This window comes from Puerhibacterium sp. TATVAM-FAB25, assembly GCF_046535855.1.
GTDB lineage: Bacteria > Actinomycetota > Actinomycetes > Actinomycetales > Cellulomonadaceae > Puerhibacterium > Puerhibacterium variabilis_A.
Genome location: NZ_JAXUAK010000003.1, coordinates 89881 through 105843, shown reverse-complemented (window position 1 = coordinate 105843; position 15963 = coordinate 89881). Strand labels below are relative to the sequence as shown.

General features: G+C 75.6%; 13 protein-coding genes and 1 other RNA gene. 13 read left to right on the top strand and 1 reads right to left on the bottom strand.

The genetic code is table 11. From position 1 onward, the window contains the following. Window positions 1-3: 3 nt before the first annotated feature. From ftsX to U5M74_RS04490, 6 genes are all read left to right on the top strand, one after another. On the top strand, window positions 4-915 hold the full coding sequence (ftsX, locus tag U5M74_RS04515; RefSeq protein ID WP_410906543.1) for a permease-like cell division protein FtsX: 912 nt from the start codon (window positions 4-6) through the stop codon (window positions 913-915). 1 nt (window position 916) lies between these two features. Continuing rightward, window positions 917-2374 carry a peptidoglycan DD-metalloendopeptidase family protein gene (locus tag U5M74_RS04510; RefSeq protein ID WP_410906542.1) on the top strand — a complete coding sequence of 486 codons (1458 nt, stop codon included), beginning with the start codon at window positions 917-919 and terminating at the stop codon, window positions 2372-2374. A gap of 242 nt (window positions 2375-2616) precedes the next feature. Then, a complete protein-coding gene (gene smpB, locus U5M74_RS04505) occupies window positions 2617-3075 on the top strand; it encodes an SsrA-binding protein SmpB (RefSeq protein ID WP_069984496.1) in 459 nt (152 codons plus the stop codon). 116 nt (window positions 3076-3191) lie between these two features. Further along, window positions 3192-3559: a transfer-messenger RNA gene (gene ssrA, locus U5M74_RS04500) on the top strand. Between the two features lie 110 nt (window positions 3560-3669). Next, complete coding sequence (locus U5M74_RS04495) at window positions 3670-4377, top strand: CPBP family intramembrane glutamic endopeptidase (protein ID WP_410906540.1); 708 nt, start codon at window positions 3670-3672, stop codon at window positions 4375-4377. A 59-nt stretch (window positions 4378-4436) separates the two neighbouring features. Continuing rightward, window positions 4437-6188 carry a beta-N-acetylhexosaminidase gene (locus tag U5M74_RS04490; protein ID WP_410906538.1) on the top strand — a complete coding sequence of 584 codons (1752 nt, stop codon included), beginning with the start codon at window positions 4437-4439 and terminating at the stop codon, window positions 6186-6188. Between the two features lie 54 nt (window positions 6189-6242). Here the strand turns inward: U5M74_RS04490 and U5M74_RS04485 are convergent, their stop codons facing one another. After that, a complete protein-coding gene (locus U5M74_RS04485; RefSeq protein ID WP_410906536.1) occupies window positions 6243-7418 on the bottom strand; it encodes an exo-beta-N-acetylmuramidase NamZ domain-containing protein in 1176 nt (391 codons plus the stop codon). Between the two features lie 149 nt (window positions 7419-7567). Between U5M74_RS04485 and U5M74_RS04480 the strand changes: the two genes are divergently transcribed. The 7 genes from U5M74_RS04480 (at window position 7568) to U5M74_RS04450 (ending at window position 15960) form a co-directional block, all read left to right on the top strand. Then, entirely contained in the window at window positions 7568-8533 is a 966-nt protein-coding gene (locus U5M74_RS04480) for an N-acetylmuramic acid 6-phosphate etherase (protein WP_410906535.1), read from the top strand. Between the two features lie 44 nt (window positions 8534-8577). Further along, window positions 8578-9876, top strand: coding sequence for an ABC transporter substrate-binding protein (locus U5M74_RS04475; RefSeq protein WP_410906533.1), 1299 nt, complete (start codon window positions 8578-8580; stop codon window positions 9874-9876). A gap of 89 nt (window positions 9877-9965) precedes the next feature. Then, window positions 9966-10919 (top strand): carbohydrate ABC transporter permease, encoded by a 954-nt coding sequence (locus tag U5M74_RS04470; RefSeq protein WP_410906531.1) that lies wholly within the window; start codon window positions 9966-9968, stop codon window positions 10917-10919. Continuing rightward, on the top strand, window positions 10919-11842 hold the full coding sequence (locus U5M74_RS04465; protein ID WP_410906529.1) for a carbohydrate ABC transporter permease: 924 nt from the start codon (window positions 10919-10921) through the stop codon (window positions 11840-11842). Before U5M74_RS04470 ends, U5M74_RS04465 begins: the two co-directional genes overlap by 1 nt. 13 nt (window positions 11843-11855) lie before the next feature. Beyond that, the gene (locus U5M74_RS04460; protein ID WP_410906527.1) at window positions 11856-12881 is read left to right on the top strand and encodes a serine hydrolase domain-containing protein; all 1026 of its coding nucleotides are present in this window, start codon (window positions 11856-11858) and stop codon (window positions 12879-12881) included. After that, window positions 12878-14623, top strand: coding sequence for an N-acyl-D-amino-acid deacylase family protein (locus U5M74_RS04455; RefSeq protein WP_410906525.1), 1746 nt, complete (start codon window positions 12878-12880; stop codon window positions 14621-14623). The genes U5M74_RS04460 and U5M74_RS04455 overlap by 4 nt, the downstream gene beginning before the upstream one ends. Next, window positions 14620-15960 carry an alanine racemase gene (locus U5M74_RS04450; RefSeq protein ID WP_410906523.1) on the top strand — a complete coding sequence of 447 codons (1341 nt, stop codon included), beginning with the start codon at window positions 14620-14622 and terminating at the stop codon, window positions 15958-15960. Before U5M74_RS04455 ends, U5M74_RS04450 begins: the two co-directional genes overlap by 4 nt. Window positions 15961-15963: the final 3 nt, after the last annotated feature.

Here is a 15963-nt window from a genome sequence, read left to right as displayed (position 1 = left end):
GGCGTGCGTTTCCAGTTCGTGCTCGCCGAGGTCGGCCACGGCCTGCGGCGGAACCTGTCGATGGTCGTCTCCGTGGTGCTGGTGACCTTCGTGTCGCTGGCCTTCGTGGGGGCCGCCGCGCTGCTGCAGCTGCAGGTCGACAAGCTCAAGGACAAGTGGTACGACCTCGTCGAGGTCTCCGTGTTCCTCTGCCCGACCGGCTCCACGATGCCCACCTGTGCGGCGGGCGAGGCCACCGAGGACCAGATCGCGGAGATCGGCTCGGTCATCGACGGCGAGCTCGGCTCCGAGGTGACCCGGTCCTACTTCGAGACCAAGGCCGAGGCGTTCGAGGCGTTCGAGGAGCGCTACCCCGACGGCTACCAGGGCACCCAGCTCACCGAGGACGACATGCAGGCGTCGTTCCGGCTCAAGCTCGCCGACCCGGAGAACTTCCAGGTGGTCTCGGACGTGCTGTCCGGCCGCGAGGGCGTCGAGGTGGTGGAGGACCAGCGCGCGGTGTTCGAGCCGCTGTTCCTGGCGCTCAACCGCGCGTCGCTGTGCGCGGCGGGCCTCGCGGTCGTGATGCTCCTGGCCGCCGTCCTGCTCATCACGACGACGATCCGGCTGTCGGCCGTGTCCCGGCAGCGCGAGACCGGCATCATGCGGCTCGTCGGCGCCTCGAACCTGTTCGTGCAGCTGCCGTTCATGCTCGAGGGGGCCATCGCCGCGGTGGTGGGCTCCGTGCTCGCCGTCGGCGGCCTGTGGCTCGGCGTGCGCTACCTGGTGACCGACTGGCTGAAGCAGTCCGTCGACTGGGTGGCGTACGTGGGCACCACCGACGTCCTGGCCGTCGCGCCGCTGCTGGTCGGGATCGCGGTGCTGCTGGCCGTCGTGTCGTCCGTCGTGACGCTGAACCGCTATACGAGGGTGTGAGATGAAGGGGACCAGGATCCTGCGCGCCGGCGCGGCGGGCGTGCTCGCCGCCGTGCTGGCGCTCAGCGCCGTCGTCGCCACGACGCCGGCCGCCACCGCCGACGACCTCGACGACCAGCGCGCCGCCGCGGAGCGCGAGGCGCGCCAGAAGGCCGCCGAGCGCGAGCAGCTCGAGTCCACGCTGGCGGAGACCAACGCCGACCTGAGCCAGGCGGTGCTCGACCTCAACACCGTCGAGGGCCGCCTGCCCGTGGCGCAGGCCGAGCTGGCCGAGGCGGAGGCCGCGCACGAGGAGGCCGAGCGCCAGGCGGCGATCCTGGCCCAGCGCCTGGAGGACGCCGAGGTCGAGGAGGACACCGTCACGGCGCAGATCCAGGACGGCGCGGGCAAGGTCGACGCCGCCCGCGCCGAGATCGCGCAGATGGCGCGCGAGGCGGCCCGCGGCAGCGGCGAGGTCTCCGCCCTCGGGCTCGTGACCGGGGCGCAGAGCACCGAGGAGTTCCTGGCGAACTACGCGGTCACCGCGTCGGCGGCCCGCAGCCAGGCCCGCACCCTCACCGAGCTGCAGGACGCCGAGGCCGTGGCCCGCAACCAGGAGGCCCGGCTCGCGGCGATCCGCGAGACGATCAACCAGCTCAAGGAGGAGGCGGACGCCAACGTCGTGGCCGCCCAGCAGGCGGAGGACCAGGCGGCCGCGCGCAAGGCCGAGGTCGAGAAGCTCATCGCCGAGCAGCAGCAGCTCAAGGCGACGATCGAGGACCAGCGCGACGAGGCGCTGGCCGACATCGAGGAGAACGAGCGCGACCAGCAGGCGGTCGAGTCGGAGATCAAGGACCTCATCGCCAAGCAGAAGACGCGCGACGCGGAGATCGCGGCCGAGCGGGCGCGCCGGGAGGCCGCCGAGCGGGCGCGGCAGGAGGCCGCCCAGCAGCAGTCCGGCGGCAACAAGGGTGGCAACAGCGGCGGCAACAGCGGTGGCAACAGCGGTGGCAACAGCGGCGGCAACAGCGGCGGCAGCGCCGGTGGCAACAGCGGCGGCGGCTCGAGCTCCTCGCGGACATTCCTCAGCTGGCCCACCGCCAACCGCACCGTGATCAGCAACTACGGCATGCGGCTCAGCCCGACCTACGGCGTGTGGATGCTGCACGCCGGTGCCGACTTCCGCGCCGGGCTGGGGGCGCCGATCTACGCCGCGGCGAGCGGCGAGGTGGACGCCTCCTACTGCGCGGCCGGCCCGGGCTGCAACATCCGCATCAACCACGGGCCCTACCAGGGCAAGAACATCCGCACCCGCTACCTGCACCTGGCCTCCAGCGGCCGCGCCAGCGTCGGGGAGTGGGTCAACAAGGGCGACATCATCGGGTACTCGGGCGGGACCGGCCGCATCACCGGCCCGCACCTGCACTTCGAGGTGTACGTCAACGGCAGCTCCACCAACCCGGTGCCCTGGCTGCCCTGACGGGCCACCGCACCACCCGCGCGGCGCCGCGAGGACCCGGGAATTCCCTGGCCCCTCGCGGCGCTACGCGTATCCTGGGACGTCGCGTCCGCGACGACACCCGCCGACGGGTCCCGGCGCGCGGCCGACCCGCCGCGCAGGAGCGACGCACGACCAGGAAGGAGCACACCGTGGCCAAGGGGGCACCCAAGCAGGTCCCGCAGGCACAGCCGAAGCCCAAGGCGAAGGCCCCGGCCGGCCCCGTGCGCCAGGTCGTGGCGAACAACAAGCGGGCCCGGCACGACTACACCATCGAGGACGTCTACGAGGCCGGCCTCGTGCTGTCCGGCACCGAGGTCAAGGCCCTGCGCATGGGCCGCGCCTCGCTCATCGACGGGTTCGTGCACCTCGACCGCGGCGAGGCGTGGCTCGAGGGCGTGCACATCCCCGAGTACTTCCAGGGCACCTGGAACAACCACGCGCCGCGCCGCAAGCGCAAGCTGCTGCTGCACAAGGACGAGATCCTGCGGCTGGAGTCCAAGGTGCGGGAGAAGGGCCACACCGTGGTCCCGCTCAGCCTGTACTTCCTCGACGGGCGGGCCAAGGTCGAGATCGCCCTGGCCCGAGGCAAGAAGGAGTACGACAAGCGGCAGTCGCTGCGCGAGGCGCAGGACAGGCGCGAGGCGCAGCGGGCCATGCGCCACAAGGAGCTGCTCAGCTGAGCAGCGGGCGGAATACGGTGGGTGGCCGCGGCGTTCTTCCACTAGAATGAGAGACGCCCGGTCCGCCGGGCACCGAGGTCGGCGCGAGCCGGCCGCACAGGTTGACAACACCACATGGGGCTGATCGGTTTCGACGGTGGTCGTGCTTCGAGGAGAAGCGGGCCGAGGATGCAGGCTTATCTCGTAAACGATGCCTGCACACACATAGTTGCCGATAACAAGCGCAACGACTTCGCCCTCGCCGCCTGAGCGAGCCTGAAGTCCGTGAGCCCGGGACCGCTCTCGACCCGGTAGCTCACGTCATCTAGAGAGCCACTGCTCCTAGCCCTCGTCGTCGGGGCTGGGGGGACTCTTAGGCGACTGGGCCTGTCTACGAATGAGTCTGCGCAAGCGTAGAGGCCGAGAAAATCCAGAGCAGACTGCGCCCGGAGAAGTCCTGGAAAAGCGCCACCGGACCCGGGTTCGATTCCCGGCAGCTCCACCATGTCGACGAAGGACCGTCCCGTCAGGGGCGGTCCTTCGTCGTCCCCGGCCACGACGACGTTCACCGGCGCTTCGCCCCCGAGCCACCTGCGGCGGCTAGCGTCCGGCGGCGTGCCACCCTCCGCGCCCCGCGACGTCGTCCGTCCCGGCCTCCGAACCCTCGTGCCGCCCGTCCGGTCGCCGTCGCTCGTCGCCCTGTCGCCGCTGGCGGTCGTGCTGCTCGGCCACCTGGTCGCCCGCGCCGCGACGGCCGTCGACCCCGGGTGGGCCTGGGTCCCCGTGGCGCTCGTGTACTGGGGAGCCGCCGCGGCGATCACGCTCGCCGTGACGACGCCGGCGCAGCGCCGTTCCTGGTTCGCGCCGGCGAGCCCCCGGCCCCGGTGGGTGGTCCCCGTGGCGGTGGCGCTCGGCGTCATGCCGGTCGCCGGCATCCTGCTGCTGCACCTCGACCTGGTCGCGGCGCACCCCGCGCTCGTCGCCCCATGGCTGGTCTTCGCCGCCATCAACCCGGTGGTCGAGGAGGCGTACTGGCGCGGCACGGTCGCCGACGCGACGGCGCACTGGCCGCTCTGGGCAGCCGCGCTCTGGTCCACCGCCCTGTTCGTGGCGAGCCACCCGCTGATGTGGGGCGTGTTCTCCGTGGGGAACCGGTCGCCCATGCTCTACGGAGCTTTGACCCTCATGGGGCTGGCGTGGTTCGCGATGCGTCGGGCGACCGGCTCGCTGCGCTGGCCGGTCGCCTCCCACGCCCTGGTCGACGTCGGCAACCTGTCGGTGTTCGTCTTCGTCAACGCCTACGTGCCGCCGGGGCTCGGCTAGCGCCCGTCCTGCGGCCGTGGGTCCCCGCCGGGCACCGCGGCCGTCGCTAGGGTGACCGCGTGCCCGACACCGCCGCCGGCCCCGCCGGCCCCGCCCTGCCCGGCCTCGTCCCCGCGCCCGAGACGGTGCGGGCCGGCGGGGGCGAGGTCGTCCTGCCCGACGGCGCGCGCCTCGCCGCGTCGCCGGCGCTCGCGCCCGCCGCCCGGGCCTGGCGGCGCGGCGCCGAGGCCGCGTTCGGTGTCGACGTCGTCCCGGTCGAGGCCGGCGCCGACGTCGTCTTCACGCTCGACGGGGCGCTGCCGCCTGGCGGCTACCGCCTGCGCGTCGGCGCGGGGGAGGGACCGCCGGTCGAGGCGGCCTGCGCCGACCTCGCCGGGGCGCACGCCGCGGCCCAGACGCTGCGCCAGCTCGCCGGGCCCGCGGCGTTCCGCCGGGCCGCCGCTCCGGGCGCGCGCCTGGTCCTGCCCGTCGGCCAGATCACCGACGCCCCACGCCTGGAGTGGCGCGGCGTGCTGCTCGACGTCGCCCGGCACTTCCTGCCGAAGGCCGACGTCCTGCGGTTCGTCGACCTCGCCGCCGCCCACCACCTCAACGTGCTGCAGCTGCACCTCACGGACGACCAGGGCTGGCGCCTGCAGGTGGACGCGTACCCGCGGCTCGCCGAGGTCGGCTCGTGGCGCGCGGAGTCCACGGTCGGCACCTGGCGCACCGGCCGCGGCGACGGCCGCCCGCACGGCGGCTCCTACTCCCGCGCCGACGTGCGCGAGATCGTCGCCTACGCCCGCGAGCGCGGCGTCACCGTGGTGCCGGAGATCGACGTGCCGGGGCACGTGCAGGCGGTGCTCACCGCCCACCCCGAGCTCGCCGCCCGGCCCGGTGACCACGCCGTGCGCACCACCTGGGGCATCAGCGAGGACGTGCTCGACCCGTCGCCGGCGGCCGTCGAGCTCTTCGCGCGCGTGCTGGACCAGGTGTGCGAGGACTTCGACGCGCCGTTCGTGGCGATCGGCGGCGACGAGGTGCCCACGACGGCGTGGCGCGAGCGGCCCGACGTCGTGGCCCGTGCGGCGGCCCTCGGCCTCGTCGGCCCCGACGGCGCCGGCGACGTCGCCCGGCTGCACGGCTGGTTCCTGGCCCGCCTCGCCGAGCACCTGCGCTCGCGCGGGCGGCGCGCCGTCGTGTGGGACGAGGCGTTCGGGCCGGACCTGCCGCGCGACGTCGTGGTGACCGCCTGGCGCGGCACCGCGGTGGCACGCCGGGCGCTCGCCGCCGGGCACGACGTCGTCCTGGCGCCCGAGCAGCACGTGTACCTCGACCACCGGCAGGGCGAGGGCCCCGACGAGCCCGTGCCGGTGGGCTTCCTGCGTACGCTCGAGGACGTCTACGCCTTCGAGCCGGTCGCCGAGCCGGAGGATGCGGCCGGCGCGAGCCGCGACGGTGTCGCGCCCGGCCGCCTGCTCGGCGCGCAGGCGCAGGTGTGGACCGAGCACCTCGACTCGGCCCGCCGCGTCGACTACGCGGCGTTCCCGCGGCTGGCCGCGTTCGCCGAGGTCGCGTGGACGCGCGGGCTGCCGGCCGACCGCGCGCCCGGGTCGCCGGCGTCGCGGGCCTTCGTCGAGCGGCTGCGCACCGCGCACCTGCCGCGGCTCGACGCGGCCGGCGTCGAGTACCGGCCGCTCGCCGGCCCGCACCCCTGGCAGACCCGCCCCGGCGTGCGGGGCCACCCCCGCGACCTCGCCGCCGAGCTCGCGGTCGCCGGCGACGTCGGCCTCGGCGGGTGGGTCGAGGGCCGCGAGGGCGCCGAGGGGTAGGGCTCCGGGGAGCGCGCAGGTGGAGTGCTCAGGTGGAGTGCTCAGGTGGAGTGCTCAGGCGTAGAGCAGGTCCGGCGCGGTGGCGGCGGCCCAGTCGTCGACCCGCAGCGACGCCGGGTCGGCCCACGCGCCGTCGACGATCGCGGCGAACGCCCCGCGCCGGCCCACGAGCCGCTCGAGCGGCGTGGCGTCCGACTCGCCGGGCTGCAGCCCGCGCGCCTCGGTCTCGGCGAGCCGGCCGGGGTAGAGCCGCGCGACGGTGCGCAGCAGCTCCATGCCGGTGTGCACCGGCCGCAGCGCCTCGGCGTCGGTGACGTGCAGGATCACGCCCTCGCACGCCTCGCCGGCCCAGTCGCGCACCTGCGGCGTGAAGCCGTACGGCGTGCACGCCACGCCCGGCAGGCCGAGCGACCCGAACGCGTCCGCCAGCTCGGGGCCGTCGATCCACGGCGCGCCCACCACGCGGAACGGCACGGTGGTGCTGCGGCCCTCGGACAGCGTCACGCCCTCGGCCAGGCACGTGCCGGGGTACAGCAGCGCCGTCGCCGGCGTGGGCATGTTGGGCGACGGCGGCACCCACGGCGTGAGGGGCGAGGCCAGCGCGTGCCGGTCGCGCGCCCAGCCGTCCACCTCCACCACGTGCAGCTCGACGTCGATGCCGCGCGTGCGCACCCAGTGCCGGGCGAGCTCGCCGACCGTCAGCGAGTGCCGCACCGGCATGGGCCAGCGGCCCACCAGCGAGTGGCACGCCTCGTCCAGGACGGGTCCCTCGGCGTCGGCGATGCGGCCGCCGAGCGGGTTGGGCCGGTCGAGCACCACCACGGCGGTGCCCGCCGCGGCGCACGCCTCGAGCACGTGGCTCATCGTCCACACGTAGGTGTAGAACCGCGCCCCGACGTCCGGCAGGTCGACGACGACGGCGTCGAGGCCGGCGAGCAGGTCGGCCGCGGGGCGCACCTGGTCGCCGTAGAGGCTGGCCACCGGCACGCCGGTGCGCGGGTCCACGCCGTCGCCGACGTGCTCGCCCTCCCGCGCCCGGCCGCCGAGCCCGTGCTCGGGGCTGAGGTAGACGGCCACCTCGAACCCCGCGGCGTGCAGCGCCAGCCGGGAGACCGCGAGGTCGCCCGTCGTGGCCAGGTCGTTGGTCAGCAGCCCTGCCTTGCCGCGCGCCGCGAGCGCGCCGCCGGCGCCTGCGTCGCCCGCGAGCAGGCGGTCGATCCCGAGCTTCATGCGCCGATCCTCGTCTCTGCGTCGTCCCGGTGGTGCCCGGCCATGTTCCGTGGCCGTAAATGTTTGCCATAGGTCTATCAGGTGCGGTAAGTCTTTGCCATCATCGTGGCGACGACGACACGAGACGCGACCGGACGGAGCACACCGCCGTGCAGACTCACCCCGCACTGCCGCCCACCGAGGTGCGCAACGCCGCCTCGAGCGGCCTCGACGAGCTCCCGACGCTCGAGATCCTCCGGGTGCTCAACGTCGCCGACCGCGAGGTCGCGGCGGCGGTGGCCGAGACGCTGCCCGCGGTGGCACAGGTGGTGGACGCCGCCGACGCGGCGCTGCGCGCCGGCGGCAAGGTGGTGTACTTCGGCGCCGGCACGTCCGGGCGCCTGGCGGTGCTCGACGCCGCCGAGCTGGCGCCGACCTTCGCGCTCGAGCCGGGCCGGGTCGAGGCGCACATCGCCGGCGGCCGGGAGGCGCTGGTCCGGGCCATCGAGGACTCCGAGGACTCCGAGCCCGACGGCGAGGCCGCCGCCGCGACGCTGGCCGCGGGCGACGTCGCCGTCGGCATCACGGCCTCCGGCGGCACCCCGTACGTGCGCGGCGCCCTGCGCGCCGCGCGGGCCGCCGGCGCCACCACCGCGCTGGTCACCAGCAACCCCGCCGCCCCGCTCGCCCCCTTCGCCGACGTCGTGATCGCCCCGGACACGGGACCGGAGGTGCTCACCGGGTCCACCCGGCTCAAGGCCGGCACCGCGGCCAAGCTCGTGCTCAACGGGTTCTCGACGGCGCTGATGGTCCGCCAGGGCCGGGTCTACGACAACCTCATGGTCGCCGTCGTCGCCACCAACGCGAAGCTGCGCCGACGCTCCGTCCGCATCCTGCAGGCCGCGGCCGGCCTGACCGAGGCCGCGGCCCGCGACCTGCTCGCGCACGCCGACGGCGACGTGCGCACCGCCCTGGTGGCCCACCTCGCCGGCGTCGACCCCGCCGAGGCCGGCCGCCGGCTCGCCGCGGCGCACCACGACGTGCGGGCGGCGCTCGGCCTGCCGGCGCCGGCACCAGAGGCGGCAGCGCAGCCGGCACCAGGGCCGGCGCCGCAGCCGGCCGGCGCCCCCGAATGACCCGACCGCGTCTCGCCGAGGCGCTCGTCCAGAGAGGAACCCGCATGACCAAGAAGCTCGTAGGCGCCGCGGCCGTGCTGGCCGCCCTCGCCGGGACCGCGGCCTGTGCCCCGAGCGGCCCGGCCGCGACCGGCGACGGTGGCGGAGGCGGTGGCGGCGAGGGCGACGTCACCCTGACCGTGTGGTCGTGGCAGGCGCAGAGCTCGGACGCCTGGGACAAGGTCTTCTCGGTCTACGAGGAGGCGCACCCCGGCGTCGACGTGCAGTTCGAGGGCTACCAGCCCACCGAGTACAACCAGATCCTCGCCACCGGCCTGTCCGGGAGCGACGGCCCGGACGTGGCGATGCTGCGGGCCTACGGCGGCGTGCAGGCGGCCATCGAGGCCGGCCAGCTCGTGCCGATCGACGACCTCGTCGACGGGCTGGACGCGTACGACCCCACCGTGCTCCAGGCCGCGCAGGGTCGCGCGGACGGCAAGACCTACGGCGTCCCCTTCGCCTACCAGACCATGACGATGTACTACGACAAGGCCCTGTTCGACGAGCTCGGCCTGTCGGAGCCCACCACCTGGGACGAGTTCGTCGCCCTCCAGGAGTCGCTGCTCGAGGCCGACGTCACGCCGATGGCGCTCGGCGCCCGCGAGGACTGGGTGCTGCCGATGTTCCACGACCTGGTGGGCGCGGCCCGCTACGGCGGCACGGAGTTCGCCGAGGCCGTGCAGACCGGCGCGAAGGACTTCACCGACCCGGACTACGTCGCCTCGCTGCAGGTCGTCGAGGACATGCGCGAGTACCTCGACAAGGACGTCAACGCGGTGGCCGTGGCCGACGCGACCCTGCAGTTCACCGCCGGGCAGGCGGCCCAGTGGCCGGGCGGCTCGTTCGACCTCGCCACCTTCCGCGACACCGCGCCCGACAAGGAGCTCGGCGTCTACCAGGTGCCGCCGCCGCCCGGCTCGCCGATCGACACCGCCGTGACGCCGTCGTACGCCGACGGCAGCTTCGGCATCAACAAGGCCAGCGAGCACCAGGAGGAGGCCGCGGAGCTGCTCAACTGGATGACCACCCCGGAGTTCGGCCAGCTGGTCGCCGACGAGCTGCTGCAGTTCTCGCCGCTGGAGGGCGTCACCTACGACGACCCGCTGATGCAGGAGATGAACGAGGGGTACCAGGCGAACGCGGTGCCGTACCTGCTGCTCGTCGACTTCCGCTACGGCGACCCGACCGGCACCGCGGTGCTCGGCCCCGACATCCAGGCGATGTGGCTCGGGCAGAAGTCGCCCGAGCAGCTGGCGCAGGACCTGCAGGACGGCGTGTCGACCTGGTTCACGCCCGAGTCCTGACCCGCCCGCCGGGCGGCCCTGCCCCCACGACGCCGTCGCGACGGACCCGTCGCGACCTGGGCCGCCCGGCACCGACCGGAAGAGCCACCATGACGACCTTGGTCACCCGCACCGCCCCGCGGCGGCCGCGCAACACCGGCATCGGCCTCGGGCCGGGGCCCACGCTCGCGTTCGTCGCGCCGGCGGCGGTGCTGTTCGCCGTGCTGATCCTGTACCCGATGGCCGCGGCGCTGAGCTACTCGTTCTTCGGGTGGAAGGGCACGCTGCGCGACGGGTTCGTCGGGATCGGCAACTACGTCACCCTGTTCACCCAGGAGCCCTACGCCACCGAGCTGTGGCGCGGCTTCGGCCACAACCTGCTGCTGTTCCTGGGCGCGTTCGTCTTCCAGAACTCCCTGGGCCTGGGCATCGCGCTGCTGCTGCACCGCCGGGCGCGCACCCGGCGGCTGTTCCAGACGCTGTACACGCTGCCGTACCTCGTCAGCCCCATGGTCATCGGGTACCTGTGGTCGCTGATGCTCTCGCCGCTGTTCGGCCCGGTGAACGCGGTGCTGCGCGGCACGGGCCTGGAGAGCCTGGCGCTGCCGTGGCTCGGCGACCCCCAGCTGGCGATCTGGGTCGTGGTGCTGGTGACGGCCTGGCAGTGGCTGGGCTTCCCGATCCTGCTCTACGGGGCGGCGATCGGCGGCATCCCGGCCGAGCTGGACGAGGCCGCCTCGCTCGACGGCGCGACCCGCACCAAGCGGCTGCGGTACATCACCCTGCCGCTGCTGGTGCCGGCGATGGGCATCATCACCGTGCTGACCTTCATCGGCAGCATGGAGTCGATGGCCATCCCGTTCGCCCTCGGCGGGTCCAACGGCAGCCCGGCCGGCGCCACCGACGTCATGATGCTGCTCTTCTACCGGACCGCGTTCGAGTCCGGCAACGCCAACTCGATCGGCGTCTCGTCGGCGCTGGCCACGGTGCTGTTCCTGTTCATCCTGGCGATCTCCGTGGGCATCACCCGCGCGATGCGCCGTGCCGAGCGGAGGTTGTCCTGATGAGCACGGTCGTCACCGAGCCGCGGACCGGGCGGGCGGGCCGCGCCGGGCGCCCCGCCCGCACCGCCCCGGCCGTCCCGCGGGCGCGCCGGATGCGGCCCGAGGGGCACTGGCTGCCGCGGCTGGCCGTCAACGTGTTCCTGTGGGGCTACGCCCTGGTGGCCGTGGGCCCGCTGCTGCTCATGGTCAACAACGCCCTGCGCTCGCAGCAGCAGATCGCCGAGGAGCCGCTGGGCCTGCCCGCCCCGGTGTCGTTCACCTCGTTCCAGGAGGCGTGGGTCACCGCGTCGTTCGGCACCTACTTCACCAACTCGATCCTCGTGACCGTGGTGTCGGTGGCGCTCTCGACCTTCGTGTCGCTGCTGGCGGCGTACGCGTTCGCCCGCACCCGGGTGCGCGCCGTGCGCTCGGTCGAGTCGGTGTTCCTCGCCGGGCTCATGCTGCCGGTGCACCTGGCGGTGCTGCCGCTGTTCTTCCTGCTCGACCAGCTGCGCATGACCAGCAACGTCGTGAGCCTGGTCCTCGTGTACACCGCGCTGGGCATCCCGTTCTCGACCTTCGTGCTGTCGGTGTTCTTCCGCCAGCTGCCGGTCGAGCTCGAGGAGGCCGCCCGGCTCGACGGCGCCGGCCCGTTCCGCGCGTTCTGGTCGGTGATGCTGCCGCTGGTGCGCCCGGCGCTGGCCACGGTCGTGGTGTTCCGGTTCGTGCCGGTGTGGAACGACTTCTTCTACCCGCTGATCCTCATGCGCGACCGCGACTCCTACACGCTGCCGGTCGGCCTGACCCGGTTCTTCGGCGAGTACTCGACCGACTGGCCCCAGCTGTTCGCCGGCCTGACGATCGCCACGCTGCCGCTGGTGCTGGTGTTCCTGGTCGCGACCCGGCAGATCATCTCCGGGCTGACGGCGGGGATGACGAAGTGACAGGGTGGACCAGGTGACCGTGACCTCCCTGGCGCACGCGCCCGGCCGGCCCGGCGAGGGCTGGTCGGGCGCGGCGCTGGTGGTGCGCGGGCCCGACGGCGCCGAGCACCGCGGGGCGGTCGGCACCGCCGCGGACGGTGAGCGCGCGCCGCTGCTCGCCGACGCCCTGTTCGACCTCGCCTCGGTGACCAAGGCGTTCGTCGCCGTCGCCGCCCTGCGCGTGGCCGAGGCGGGCCTGCTCGACCTGGACGCGCCGGTGCGCGAGCGGCTCGACGTCGCGGCCGTCGGCACGGGGGCCACCGCCCGCCACCTGCTCACCCACACCGCCGGGCTGCGCGCCGCCAGCCGCGCCTGGCGCACCGCGGCGGGGCCGCAGGACGTGTGGCGGGACGTGCTGGACACGCCGCCGGTCGTCGCGCCGGGCGCCGTCCACGAGTACTCGTGCCTGAGCTTCGTGCTGCTCGGCGCGCTGCTGGAGGCGGTGACGGGCCGCCCGCTGGACCGGCTCGTGCTCGAGGACGTCGCCGCCCCGCTGGGGGCCGCCAGCCTGCGCTGGTGGCCGGCCCCGGCCGGCTCCGTCGTCGCCACCGAGCCCGGCACGCCGCGCGGCGTCGTGCACGACGAGACGGCCGCGGCGCTCGGCCGGCCGGTCGGCAACGCGGGCCTGTTCGGCACGGCCGACGACGTCGCCCGCCTCGCCGCGCTCGTGCGCGACCGTGGCGCGTGCGCCGGCGGCCGGCTGCTCACCGAGGCGTCCTGGTCCGCGCTGGTCGTGCCGGACGGGCCGGCGCGGGACGCCGGCGCCCCCTATGGTCAGGCCCTGGGCCTGCGCCGCGGGGACCCGCGGCAGACCGTGCACGCCGACCAGGTCGGGCACACCGGGTTCACCGGCACGTCGTTCGTCGTCGACCTGCGCTCCGGCGGGGTCGCGGTGCTGCTGACCAACCGCGTGCACGGCGGGCGCGCGGCGTCGGTCGACGCGTGGCGGCGGGAGCTCGCCGCCGCGGCCGCCGGGACCGAGGGAGGGCTGAGCCGGTGACGGACCTCGTGGTGCGCGGCGCGCTGCTGCCGCAGGCCACCGGCGGCGCGACCGGGCCGCAGGACCTGCACGTGACGGCCGGCCGCGTCGCCGCCGTCGTGCCGTCCGGGCGGCCGCTGCCCGCGGGCGTGGCCGTGCTCGAGGCGGACGAGCGCCTCGCCCTGCCCGGCTTCGTCGACGCGCACACCCACGCCGTGGCGGCGGTGTTCGACCCCGAGGTGCAGCTGGCCCTGCTGCGCCAGGGCGTCACCAGCGTCGTCGTGGGGCAGGACGGCGTCGGGCCCGCGCCCTCGGACGAGGCGACGGCCGCGTGGGCCGCCGAGTACTTCGCCGCGATCGACGGCGCGCACCCGTTCTTCCGCGGCGGCAGCGTGGCCGAGCTGCTGGCGACCTACGACGGCACGACGCCGGTCAACGTCGCCGCGCTGGTGCCGCACGGCACGCTGCGCCGCCTGGTCACCGGGACCGCGCAGCGGCCCGCCACCGACGACGAGGTGGCCCGGATGGTGGCCGTGCTGGAGCAGGCGCTCGACGACGGCGCGGTGGGCCTGTCCACCGGCCTGGAGTACGTGCCGGCCGCGTGGGCCGACGAGGCCGAGCTGGTGGCGCTGTGCCGCGCCGTGGCGCGCCGCGGGCTGCCGCACGTGTCGCACATGCGCGGCTACGAGGCCGCGGCCCCGCGGGCGTTCGCCGAGCTCGAGCGCGTCGCCCGGGCGAGCGGCGTCGCCACGCACGTGTCGCACCTGCACGGGCCGGCGGACGTGCTCGGCGCCCTGGTCGACGACGCCGCCGTCACCGGTCTCGACGTCACCTTCGACTCCTACCCGTACCTGCGGGGCTGCTCGATCCTCGCCATGGTCGCCCTGCCCACGTGGCTGCCGCTCGCCGACGCCGACGCCACGCTGGCGGTGCTGCGCGCCGCGCTCGACGACCGGCGCGGCGCCCCCGCGGACGGGGACGCCACCCGCCTGCGCGAGCACCTCGCCGGCCTCGACGACCTGTGGCCGCGCACCACCATGGCCTGGGTGCCCGGTCGCGACCCGGCCTCCGGCCGGCCGGTGCGCTGGGCCGAGGGGCTCGCCCTGCCCGAGGTCGCCGCCCGGCTCGGCGTCGCGCCGGCCGAGGCGGCGCTGCGGCTGCTGGTGGCCTCCCGGCTGCGGGCGTCGTGCGTGTTCGCCCAGCCGCCCACCAACAGCGAGGCCGCGGTGCGTACCCTCGCGCTGCACCCGGCGCACCTGGCCGGCTCGGACGCGATCTACGCGCCGTTCGGCGCCGACGCCGCGCCGGAGGCCGGCGGTGGGGGAGCGCCCCACCCGCGCGGCTGGGGCGCCTTCGCCGCGTTCGTCGCCGAGCGGGTGCTCAAGACGCGCGACTGGACCTGGGCCGACGCCGTCGAGCACCTGTCCGCCCGGGCCGCGCGGCGCTTCCGCCTGGCGGGCCGCGGCGCGCTCGGGGCCGGCGCGGTGGCCGACGTCGTGCTGCTCGACCCCGACGCGGTGCAGGACCACGCCACGTACGCCCGGCCGCGGCGCCCGGCGTCGGGCGTCGACGACGTGCTGGTGGGCGGCGTGCCCGTGCTCGCCGGCGGTGCGCTCACCGGCGCGACGCCGGGCCGCGCGCTGCGGCCCGCGCCGCCGGGGGCCTCGCCCCGCACCGCCGGCGCCGTCGCCCTGACCTCGGGCCGCCCCGCGGGCCACGATCAGGCCCGTACCTCCGCACCTACCCCGAGGGAGCACGCATGACCCAGGAGACCGCCGGCCCGCGCACCAAGGGCCTGCGGCTCGACGCCGACGTGCCGGTGGCCGTGCTGCGCGAGCGGCTCGCCGCGGCCGCCGAGGCGCGGCCGGGCGCAGGCGAGCGCGTCGACGGCGGGCTGTTCTCGTGGCCGCTGCTCACGCTCGAGGACGCCGCGCTGGAGCACAACGTCGCCGCGGCCGCCAAGGTCCTCGCCGCCGGCGGGGTCGAGCACGCCCCGCACGTCAAGACGCACATGGCCCGCCCCCTGTGGGAGCGGCAGGCCGCGGCCGGCGCCTGGGGCGCCACCGTCGCGACGCCCGCCCAGCTGCGCACGCTGCGCGACTGGGGCGTGCGCCGCGCGCTGCTGGCCAACGAGCTGCCGGACGCGCGCGACGCCGCCTGGCTGCGCGGCGCGCTCGCCGTCGACGGGTTCGTCGAGGTGTGGCTGGAGGTGGACTCCCCGCGCGGGGTCGCCGTGCTCGCCGACGCGTTCGCGGGCGCCGGTCCCGACGTCGTCGGGCGGCTCGGCGTGCTCGTCGAGGTGGGGCTGCGCGGCGGGCGCACCGGGCTGCGGGACGTCGGCGACGTCGTCGCGCTCGCGCGGACCGCGCGCGACGCGGGGCTGCGCGTGCTCGGCGTCGCCGGCTACGAGGGCCCGGCCGCCGCGCACGCTGACGCGGCCGGCCTCGCCGCGGTGGCCGCCTGGTGCGACGCGCTCGCCGCCGCCGGCGAGCGGCTGCGGGCCGAGGGCCTCGCGGGCACCGGCGAGCCGCTCGTGCTCTCGGCGGGCGGCTCGGCGTTCCTCGACGTCGTCCTCGACCGGCTCCGGCCGCGGCCCGCGGGGGCGCCCGACGCGACGCGCGTCGTCGTGCGCTCAGGCGCCTACGTCACCCACGACCACGGGCACTACGCCGTGACCGACCCGTGGTCGCGCATCCCGGGCGCGGCGCCGCTGCGCCCGGCGATCACCGTGTGGGGGCAGGTGCTCTCCGCGCCCGAGCCCGGCCTCGTGCTGCTGGGCGTGGGGCGCCGGGACGTCTCGTTCGACATCGACCTGCCGCTGCCGCTGTGGGTGCGCACGCCGGGGCCGGACGGGCGGCTCGGCGAGCCGCGGCCGCTGCCCGGCGCCCGCGTCACCGCGCTCAACGACCAGCACGCGTTCGTGGCGCTGGCCGGCGACGGCGCCGCGGGCCTCGGCGACGGCGGCGCGGGCGCGGTGCCCGCGCCGGGCGACGTCGTCGGCCTGGGCGTCTCGCACCCGTGCACCACCCTCGACAAGTGGCGCGTCGCCGCGGTCACCCGCGGGGACGTCGTCGTCGACCTGTACCCGATCGACCTGTGAGGA

Excerpts from the sequence above, each read along its gene's own strand:
- U5M74_RS04510 (WP_410906542.1), top strand. The coding sequence starts at position 917 with ATGAAGGGGACCAGGATCCTGCGCGCCGGCGCGGCGGGCGTGCTCGCC.
- U5M74_RS04450 (WP_410906523.1), top strand. The coding sequence starts at position 14,620 with ATGACCCAGGAGACCGCCGGCCCGCGCACCAAGGGCCTGCGGCTCGAC.
- U5M74_RS04465 (WP_410906529.1), top strand. The coding sequence starts at position 10,919 with ATGAGCACGGTCGTCACCGAGCCGCGGACCGGGCGGGCGGGCCGCGCC.
- U5M74_RS04485 (WP_410906536.1), bottom strand. The coding sequence starts at position 7,418 with ATGAAGCTCGGGATCGACCGCCTGCTCGCGGGCGACGCAGGCGCCGGC.
- U5M74_RS04475 (WP_410906533.1), top strand. The coding sequence starts at position 8,578 with ATGACCAAGAAGCTCGTAGGCGCCGCGGCCGTGCTGGCCGCCCTCGCC.
- U5M74_RS04470 (WP_410906531.1), top strand. The coding sequence starts at position 9,966 with ATGACGACCTTGGTCACCCGCACCGCCCCGCGGCGGCCGCGCAACACC.